Annotated in this window: 1 protein-coding gene; it reads left to right on the forward strand. The window is 74.7% G+C overall.

What is annotated here, in order from left to right:
• The coding region (locus SB771_RS36330) for a glycosyltransferase (RefSeq protein WP_410722202.1) at positions 1 to 245 on the forward strand (245 nt) is incomplete at both ends.

Consider the following 245-nt stretch of genomic DNA (forward strand, 5'->3'; position numbering starts at 1 on the left):
TCGGGTTCGTGCCGGACAACCATCTCGCGGCGCTGTACCGCGCGGCGACGGTCAGCGTCGTGCCGACGGTCGCGCTCGAAGGCTTCGGGCTGATCACCGTCGAATCGCTGGCGTCCGGCACGCCGGTGCTGGTGACGCCGGTCGGCGGGCTGCCGGAGGCCGTCGCGGGGCTGTCGAGCGACCTCGTGCTGCCGTCGACCGGCGCCGACGCGATCGCGGAAGGGATCGGCGGCGCGCTGTCGGGC

The sequence above is a fragment of the Burkholderia sp. SIMBA_051 genome, from assembly GCF_046534915.1.
Lineage (GTDB): Bacteria > Pseudomonadota > Gammaproteobacteria > Burkholderiales > Burkholderiaceae > Burkholderia > Burkholderia ambifaria.